This is a genomic window from Phytoactinopolyspora endophytica, from assembly GCF_004138495.1.
Lineage (GTDB): Bacteria > Actinomycetota > Actinomycetes > Jiangellales > Jiangellaceae > Phytoactinopolyspora > Phytoactinopolyspora endophytica.
In genome coordinates this window covers 373,802-381,804 of sequence record NZ_ML142852.1, presented here as the reverse complement: position 1 = coordinate 381,804, position 8,003 = coordinate 373,802, and the positions used below count along the sequence as shown (strand labels likewise).

The 8,003-nt window shown below is 65.7% G+C and carries 8 protein-coding genes; 2 read left to right on the top strand and 6 right to left on the bottom strand.

All coding sequences use genetic code 11. The annotated features are described in order from the left end of the window. Window positions 1–48 precede the first annotated feature (48 nt). From ELR45_RS10175 to ELR45_RS10165, 3 genes are all read right to left on the bottom strand, one after another. The gene (locus tag ELR45_RS10175) at window positions 49–870 is read right to left on the bottom strand and encodes a hypothetical protein (RefSeq protein WP_129665612.1); all 822 of its coding nucleotides are present in this window, start codon (window positions 868–870) and stop codon (window positions 49–51) included. A 139-nt stretch (window positions 871–1,009) separates the two neighbouring features. Further along, complete coding sequence (gene wrbA, locus ELR45_RS10170; RefSeq protein ID WP_129665609.1) at window positions 1,010–1,651, bottom strand: NAD(P)H:quinone oxidoreductase; 642 nt, start codon at window positions 1,649–1,651, stop codon at window positions 1,010–1,012. Window positions 1,652–1,711: 60 nt separating this feature from the next. After that, window positions 1,712–3,298: an MFS transporter gene (locus tag ELR45_RS10165; RefSeq protein ID WP_129665608.1), complete on the bottom strand. Its 1,587-nt coding sequence runs from the start codon at window positions 3,296–3,298 to the stop codon at window positions 1,712–1,714. 240 nt (window positions 3,299–3,538) lie between these two features. On the opposite strand from ELR45_RS10165, the gene ELR45_RS10160 reads away from it, so the two are divergent. Next, on the top strand, window positions 3,539–4,525 hold the full coding sequence (locus ELR45_RS10160; RefSeq protein WP_205856325.1) for a DUF6454 family protein: 987 nt from the start codon (window positions 3,539–3,541) through the stop codon (window positions 4,523–4,525). Between the two features lie 37 nt (window positions 4,526–4,562). Here ELR45_RS10160 and ELR45_RS10155 read toward each other — a convergent pair whose 3' ends face one another. Together ELR45_RS10155 and ELR45_RS10150 are read right to left on the bottom strand one after the other, a co-directional pair. Beyond that, a complete protein-coding gene (locus ELR45_RS10155) occupies window positions 4,563–5,669 on the bottom strand; it encodes a DNA alkylation repair protein (RefSeq protein ID WP_129665604.1) in 1,107 nt (368 codons plus the stop codon). Then, the gene (locus ELR45_RS10150; protein WP_240759441.1) at window positions 5,662–6,000 is read right to left on the bottom strand and encodes an ArsR/SmtB family transcription factor; all 339 of its coding nucleotides are present in this window, start codon (window positions 5,998–6,000) and stop codon (window positions 5,662–5,664) included. The genes ELR45_RS10155 and ELR45_RS10150 overlap by 8 nt, the downstream gene beginning before the upstream one ends. A 90-nt stretch (window positions 6,001–6,090) precedes the next feature. Between ELR45_RS10150 and ELR45_RS10145 the strand changes: the two genes are divergently transcribed. Next, window positions 6,091–7,089, top strand: coding sequence for a zinc-dependent alcohol dehydrogenase family protein (locus ELR45_RS10145; protein ID WP_129665600.1), 999 nt, complete (start codon window positions 6,091–6,093; stop codon window positions 7,087–7,089). A gap of 72 nt (window positions 7,090–7,161) precedes the next feature. Here ELR45_RS10145 and ELR45_RS10140 read toward each other — a convergent pair. Further along, window positions 7,162–8,003: RNA polymerase sigma factor (locus ELR45_RS10140; RefSeq protein ID WP_276320665.1), on the bottom strand; the 842-nt coding region annotated here is incomplete at its 5' end.

Genomic DNA, 8,003 nt, shown 5'->3' with positions numbered 1-8,003 from the left:
GGTGGGCCGAAACCACACTTCAACCCACCACCGCGACAAGGTGGATGCTCAAGAGAGGGTGACCTCGGTGGTGACCTCCTGTTGCTCGTCACTGACAAGATCACCGGCCTCATCGACCGGAGTCAACGTGGCCTCGAAGATCACCGCGGCATCGGTGCGGTACATGAAGTTCTCCCCGTAAGAGATCGACTGCCCCGGGCTGAGCGGGTAGATGCCGTCGTCCTGACGGGCGCCGACCCCGTCGCTGTTGACGTCCACCTCGTCGTACAGATCGTTGTCCGTGATGGTGTCCATCCCTTGCAGATACGGCCAGTCCTCGTACTCGGCCGACATGGACACGAGGCTGGAACTCATGGGGATGACTTCGTCCGAGGTGTTGGTGACGACGTAGTTGACGAACACGATGTCGTCGCCCTCGGCCAGGACGGGTTGATTGTTGTCCGGATCGACGAGCAAGCCATCCTTCGTCGACTGGGCCACCCCCACCTGGTAGATCTCCGCCTCGAAGTTTGACCCTTCAATCGTGGCTACCTTCTCGCCCGGCGTGGTCACGGCCGCAGCCCACTCAGGGGTATCGCTGTCGCCCTCCGCGCCGTCCGCCGCGTCGTCGCCGGGCTCCTCCTCTTCTTCCTCGACGGGGTCGTCGGCGTCCTCGGCTGTTTCCTCCCCTTCTTCATCATCCGAGTCGTCAACGGCGTCGCCGGGCTCCTCGCCGTCGTCTTGGTCCTCGGGTGGCTGATCGCCGGACTCGTCGTTCGCGGTGCCGGTGGTGTCGTCCGTCCCGCCGTCGTCGGACGAACACGCGGTGAGGCCGAGAGCGAGCGCCGCACCAGCTGCGGCCGCAAGCATGCGACGCTTCGGAAGCGTCATGCGCATAATAAGGTTCCTTTCATCAATGTCGACTGGACCGCACCCGCACATCGCACGACGCGAGTCCGGGCGAGACGCTCAAGAGACAGATACCTCCAGTCCCTGGTATCTGGAGCGAGTTCTTGGCCAACCCCGCTGTTCACGCTGCCGACGGTCGGCTCGTCAGGGATGCCAGCAGCACGGCGGCCTCAGCGAGCCGGCTACCTTGGTGCCGGGCCGCCTCCAGGACCGCCTTGAGATACTCATCGTCGTCGCTCTGCTCCTCGACACAGCTGACGCCGTACGGGTTGCCGCCGGCTGCAGCGGCGACTTCGTAGTTGACATAGCCGGTCGGCAGGACGATCGAACCCCAATGGCACAAGGTGTTGTAGAGAGACAGCAGCGTCGACTCTTGTCCGCCGTGGGCGAAGTGGCTGCTGGTGAAACCGGTCGCCGGCTTGTTCGCCAACTTTCCGGCCTGCCAGAGCCCGCCGGTGGTGTCCAGGAACTGCCTGAGCTGGGAGCTGACGTTGCCGTACCGGGTCGGCGTGCCGAACGCATAGCCGTTGGCCCACTCCAGGTCGTCGAGGGTCGCGGGCTTGATGTACGCAGTGGCGTCCAGATGGGCGCGCCATGCCGGGTTGGAGTCGATGGAGGCGTCCGGCGCCAGCTCGGCCGCTCGCCGCAACCGAACCTCCGCGCCGGCGTCGGCGGCGCCGTCCGCGAACGCTTGGGCCAGGCGATGGACGTTGCCTGTGGAGGAGTAGTAGATGATCGCGATACGTGCTTCTGGGCTGCTCACTTCAGGGTTCTCCCGGTGGTGTCGATTCGGTCCGGCATATTCGGTGTCACACGGGCTTCATCACCCGCTGGACGGAGACCGCACGGCGATCTCCTCGACTGGCTCGCGCTCGTGTCCGAACGGCCGGACGTGGCGAAGCACGGCCATGACGAGCGCGGCGATGGCGATCAGCAGGGCCGTGCTGCCGGCAGCGACCACGTTGAAACCGGTCGTGAACGCGTCGCGGGCAGCGCTGACGAGCTCGTCGCCGAGCGGTGCGGGTAGCTCATCGGCGACAGCGAACGCGTTTGCGAAGCTGTCCCGGGCGGTCGCTCCGGCGTCTGCCGGGACCGCGGCGGGGATGGTGCCGGCCAGCTCGCGGCTGTAGACGGCCGTGCCGGCCGCGCCAAGCGTGGCGATGCCCATCGCCATGCCGAGCTCGCTCCCTGTCTCGGAGGTGGCGGCGGCGGATCCGGTCTTCTCCGGTGGGGCGGAGCTGACCACCATGTCCGTCCCGAGCGCCAGCAACGGCACGACGCCGAAGGCGAACGTGGTGCACCCGGTCACCAGAAGCCCGAGGCCGGAGATCGCCTGCAGCTGGGTCAGCAACACCAGCCCGGCGACCGCCACCGACAGGCCGCCCACGATGACGTATGCGGGCCGGAGTCTCCGCGCCAGCAGGGGAGCCGCGACCGAGCTGACGACGAAGGCCGTCGCCATCGGCAGGAACCACAGCCCGGCTCGTAGCGGTGACATGCCTTCGACCAGTTGCAGGTACTGAGTGAAGAAGAGCATGACGGCCGTGAGGGTGATCGCGGCCATGCACAGCCCCACGACCGCGCCAGAGAACTGTCGGTTCCGGAACATCCGTAGGTCCAGCAGTGGGTCGCCGAGCCGGTTCTGACGGCGGACGAACAGCCACCCGAGGACGAACCCGGCGGCCGCGACCGCGACCGGCACCCCGGCCAGCGCTCTGTCCTTGGCGATCTCCTTGATCCCGTAGACGACGGGCAGGATGGCACCGAGCGACAGGGCGACACTGGCGACATCCAGCCGTGCGGCCCGCGGGTCACGGTACTCGGGTAGCAAGAACCGCCCCGATACCAGCAGAACCCCCATCACCGGCACACCCAGCAGGAACACCGAACCCCACCAGAAGTTCTCCAGCATGGCTCCGCCGATCGCGGGCCCGATCGCGGTGCCTAGCGAAAAGGACATCCCCCAGATGCCGATGGCCAGGCCTCGCTGTCTCGGCTGGGTGAACATGGTTCCGATCAGCGACAGGGTGGACGGCATCAGCGTCGCCCCGGCGAGGCCGAGAAGCGCCCGAGTCACGATCAGCATCTCGGCGCTGGTGGAGTAAGCGGCGAGCACCGACATGGCCCCGAACGCGGTGGCGCCGAACAGCAGCATCCGGCGACGCCCGATGCGGTCACCCAGCGTCCCCATCGTGATGAGAAGCCCAGCCACCACGAAGCCGTAGATATCGGTGATCCACAGCATCTGAGTGTTGCTGGCGTTCAGATCGGACCCGAGGTGCGGCAGGGCCATGTAGAGCACGGTCAGATCAAGGGCGATCAGGATCGTCGGGAGAGCCAGCACAGCCAGGCCGAGCCACTCTCGTGGCCCGGCCCGCACACCGGACCGCGTCGTCGTGTTGGATGGCATCTGACCCCCAGCATTTGTCGTCAGTGCCACGATGACGGACAGGGCTTACGCCGTTCTGACCGCGGACTTACGGCTCGACGTGGCCCAGGAGCGGCTGATGCCCACGCGGGGGAGATGCCCACGCGCGGGAGATCGCCCTGTCTCGCTGGGTGCCACGCCGTCCGTGGTTCGCAGAGGGTTCGCGTCCCCGTCAACCCGAGGTTGTGTCGCGGCTCCTATCAGCGGCCTAGGGTCATGCGCATGAGAATCCGTCATGCTTCCTTCGCCGGCGCTACGACCCTGGTTGCCGGGATCGCCGCCATCGCCACCGCCGCGGGCTCGGCGCCCGACGATGCTCGTCCGCAGGGTCGCGACGAGTTGCTGGTCGAAGCCTTCGACCGGGTGGACCGCAGCACCGAGTTGACCCACGTCGACACCATCGACCTGGACTTCGAGACCTTTCACCCGCAGGCGATGGAAGTGACCGACGACCGGATCTACCTGTCATCGGTGGAGATCATCGAGGCGCCAGAGCACTACGAGGAGCCGGACGGCGGTTACGATCGCAGCCCCGGCCGAGGCGTCGGGCACGTGTTCGTGCTCGACCGCGAGGGCAACCTGTTGGAGGACATCGAGATCTCCGATGGGGACCGATACCACCCCGGCGGAATCGACGTGCACGGGGACACGCTCTACGTTCCCGTCGCCGAATACCGGCCGCACAGCTCCTCGGACATTTACCGCATCGATCTCGACACCTACGAGGTGACTCGGCTGTTCGGGGTAGACGACCACATCGGCGGTGTGGTTCTCGACCAGCAGACCCGGCGTCTGGTGGGCCAGTCCTGGGGCTCGCGGCAGTTCTACGAGTGGAGCACCAAGGGCAAGCAGAAGGACTCATGGCGCAATGAGAACCATTTCCTGGATTACCAGGACTGCGAGTACGTCGCCTCGCGCAAGACGCTCTGCTCCGGCGTCACCGGACTACCGGCTCAGCCGGGCGTGGACGGCGGTTACGAACTCGGTGGGTTCGCCATGATCGACCTGCGCGACGGACACCGGATACTCCACGAAGTGCCGTTGCAGCTGTGGTCCACTGCTGGTCATGTGATCACCCGCAACACCACCGACCTCGACGCCGAGCCGACGGCTGACGGCACAAGGTTGACCCTGTACGCCGCCCCCGACGATTCCGAAGAAGAAGCCGGTACTCAGGTGCTGGTGTACACCGCCGACATCACGGGCTGAACCGGGCAAGTCCACCCTGCTCGGGCCGGTGTCACGGCTACTGGCTGACCGTGAACCATGCGCTGGCCTTGACTACCCCGTTGACCAGCACTTCTATCTGATGCCTGCCTGGGTAGTGGGTTCGAGTGGTGTGCTGCGCCAGTGACACGCTCTTCGACACCTGGCCATGCATGCCTGGATCGAGCTGGAACGTCGCGCCTTTGAACACCTTCGGGCTCGTGGTCCCGTTGGCCTTGACGAAGTGAACTCTGAGATCGACGAGGACTTGGTGGGTGTCGCCGGTGTCGTTGTGGATACGCGCGCTCATGGTCACCTTGTCGCCGATCTCGACTCGTCCCGGGATGACGGAGAGCTCCTTGACGGCCACCGGGGAGTCATTGCTGAAGCCGAGCACATCCAGAGCACCTGGGTGGCCCTGCTTGATCAGCGTGCGCAGGGCGTGGTTGACGAGGCGTCGTCTCTGCTCGGGGGCATCGCGCAGCCAACGACCGCACACCTGCACCACAAGGTCGGGGTGGTCTTTGGCGATGTCGTTGAGGTTGTTCGCCACCGAACGGCGCACGTACTCCTCGGAATCGTCCTTGAGCAGCTCTAGCAGCTCGATCACCGGTGACGGGTCCTTCTGGAACCGGCGCAGCCTCGGTGCCCAGGGCAGGCGTGGGCGGGTTCCCTCGGACACGAGCCGGCGCACATGCACGCTCGGGTCGGACGCCCATTGCCTCAGCCGATCCATCGACTCGTCGGGGTAGCGATCGATGAACGCGCGGATGCTGAACTCCGCCGTGAACCGCTGTGTTAGTTCGTATTGAGCGTGAAACGACTCTTCGGGACAGTCGAGGCCGTGTTCGGCGACGAACAGCACGTGCGGCAGGTAGATGAACGGCTCCATGCCCTTGAGCCGTTCGGTCTTGGCTCCCAGTGATGTGACCAGAACTTCGATGGCCTTGGTCGGCTCGGAGGGGAGATACCGGAAGAGCGCGTCCGCGATCCTGCGAGCCCGCGGCATCAGTTCCAGCTCGTCGTATCCGTCCAGGGCATATGCGACGAACTCGGCCGACGGGAAGCCCGCGTGGGCGTTCACGATCATGGCCGCGATCCGTTCCGGGACATCGCGGCCGAAGCCGTTCTTGAGTGGTTCAGCCATGTGTCAGCGACGTGTTGTCAGCGGCGACGACGACGTTGAGCAGGCCCGGGAAGACGTCGTCGAACTCGTTACGGCGCAGCGCATTCATCCGGGACGTGCCGACGTAATACTGCCGGATGAGCCCGGCTTCGCGCAGGATCCGGAAGTGGTGGGTGGCCGTGGATTTGCTCACGGGGAGATCGAACCCCCCGCACTTGACGTCCGCGTGCGCGTCGGACAGCTGTGTGACGATGCTCCGCCGTACCGGATCGACCAGCGCCTCTAATACCTGCTGCAGCGTGACGGCCCGTATATCGGGATGGTCTGGTATGCGGTCGGCGTCCGTGTCCACGTCGCCATGGTACGACATTCATCAAAGTTTGACAGCTATCGTACTTCTAGTCTTCAATGAACCGATCGCTTCCCCGGAGAGGACGGTGCGATGGCCAAGGCGGTGCTCTTCCACGAGCTCGGCGGACCTGAGGTGATGAGGTTTGAACAGGTTGATGTCGGCGATCCAGGGCCGGGTGAGGTACTCATCCGGGTGGACGCGATCGGCCTGAACCGGGCCGAGGTGCTTTTCCGGACAGGCCACTACATCGAGCCGGTGAGGCGGTTCCCCGCGAAGCTGGGGACGGAGGCCGCCGGGGTCATCGAGGCCGTCGGCGAGGGAGTCACAGATCTCCAGGTCGGGCAGTCGATGAGCACCGTCCCCGCGTTCTCGCAGAACGACTACGGGGTCTATGCGGAGCGGACGGTTGTGCCTGCTGCTGCTGTTCGACGGCGCATGGAGGGGCTCGGACCGGTCGACGGTGCGGCCGTGTGGATGCCGTACATCACGGCCTATGGTGCGCTGGTCGAGGTCGGCAGGATGCGGCCCGGGGACACCGTCGTGTTGAACGCGGCGTCGAGCAGCGTGGGCCTTGCCGCGATCCAGGTCGCCGAGCGCGTCGGTGCGACACCGATCGCCGTCACCCGCACGGCCAAGAAGAAGGAAGCGTTGCTGAAGCAGGGCGCGGCCGACGTGATCGTCACCGAGTCGGAGGACGTGGTCGAACGCGTCCTGGCGACGACCGATGGCCGAGGCGCGGAGTTCGTCTTCGATGCTGTGGCGGGACCTGGCGTACGGGACCTGGCCACCGTCGTCGCCCCCGACGGCATCCTCCTGGTCTACGGCGCGCTGAGTGGCGAGCCGACCCCGTATCCGGCGATCGATCTGGGCATGCCGCCGTTGAACATGCGCACTTACACGATGTTGGAGACAGCGAGAAGTCCTGAGCGGCTCCGTCGGGCCGAGGCGTTTGTGGCGACCGGGCTGCGTTCAGGCGCCTTCCGGCCGGTGGTGGACAGCACGTTCGATCTTGACGAGATCGTCGAGGCTCACCGCTACCTGGAGTCAAACTCCCAGGTCGGCAAGGTCGTGGTCACCGTACCCCACTGAGCGCGGCCTGGAGAGCTGCTTCGACTGGGGCGAGTTTCATGCGAAGAGTTTATATCTATTTCGTCGCCGATCTCATATAAACTCTCGGATAAAACGAGGCGTCCAGTTGAGACGTTCGTGGAGCACAGCTTGTTCAGCGGGGTTTGCGGTCAGGGACAGGGCGTGTTCATCCGCGGCCCGTGCATCGTCGGGTCGGTCGAGCTCGCGCAGAAACTCGGCTCGGGTGGCATGGTAGAGGTGGTAACTGTCGAGCTGGCCGGCCAGGGCGTCCAGCTCCGCCATCGCCGATTCCGGGCTGGTGGCGTAGCGGACGGCGATGGCTCGGTGCAGACGCGTGACAGGTGAAGGCTGCAGGTGCAGGAGCATGTCGTAGAGCAGCACGATCTGCTCCCAGTCGGTGTCCTCCCAGCGTCCGGCCTCGGCATGGCAGGCGACGATCGCTGCCTGAAGCTGGTAGGGGCCAGGCCGATGCTGCCTGGCAACGCGGCTCAACAGCTGAGTCGCCTGCGTGATCGTCTCCCGGTCCCACGCAGAACGGTCTTGGTCCGCCAGCCGCACCAAGCCGCCGCCGTCGTCGAAGCGGGCGGCCGCCCGTGCCCGGTGTAGCCGGATCAGCACGAGCAGACCCGCCGCCTCCGGCTCGGTCGGCATGAGCTGGTGGAGCATGCCAGCGAGCCATTCGGCGTCGTCGACGAGATCACGCGACTGCGCTCGTCCGGCTGTGGAGAGATAACCCTCGTTGAACAGTAGGTAGATCACCGTGAGAACCTCGCTGAGGCGGGCGCCCAGCTCGTCGTCGGCGGGGATCCGATAAGGGATGCCTGCGTCGGTGATCTTCCGCTTGGCCCGGGTGATCCGTTGTGCGACTGCCGTCTCTGTCACCAGGAACGCGCGGGCGATCTGCGCGGTGGCCA

Coding starts and splice junctions, on each gene's coding strand:
- ELR45_RS10175 (WP_129665612.1), bottom strand. CDS start 870: ATGACGCTTCCGAAGCGTCGCATGCTTGCGGCCGCAGCTGGTGCGGCG.
- ELR45_RS10165 (WP_129665608.1), bottom strand. CDS start 3,298: ATGCCATCCAACACGACGACGCGGTCCGGTGTGCGGGCCGGGCCACGA.
- ELR45_RS10160 (WP_205856325.1), top strand. CDS start 3,539: ATGAGAATCCGTCATGCTTCCTTCGCCGGCGCTACGACCCTGGTTGCC.
- ELR45_RS10155 (WP_129665604.1), bottom strand. CDS start 5,669: ATGGCTGAACCACTCAAGAACGGCTTCGGCCGCGATGTCCCGGAACGG.
- ELR45_RS10145 (WP_129665600.1), top strand. CDS start 6,091: ATGGCCAAGGCGGTGCTCTTCCACGAGCTCGGCGGACCTGAGGTGATG.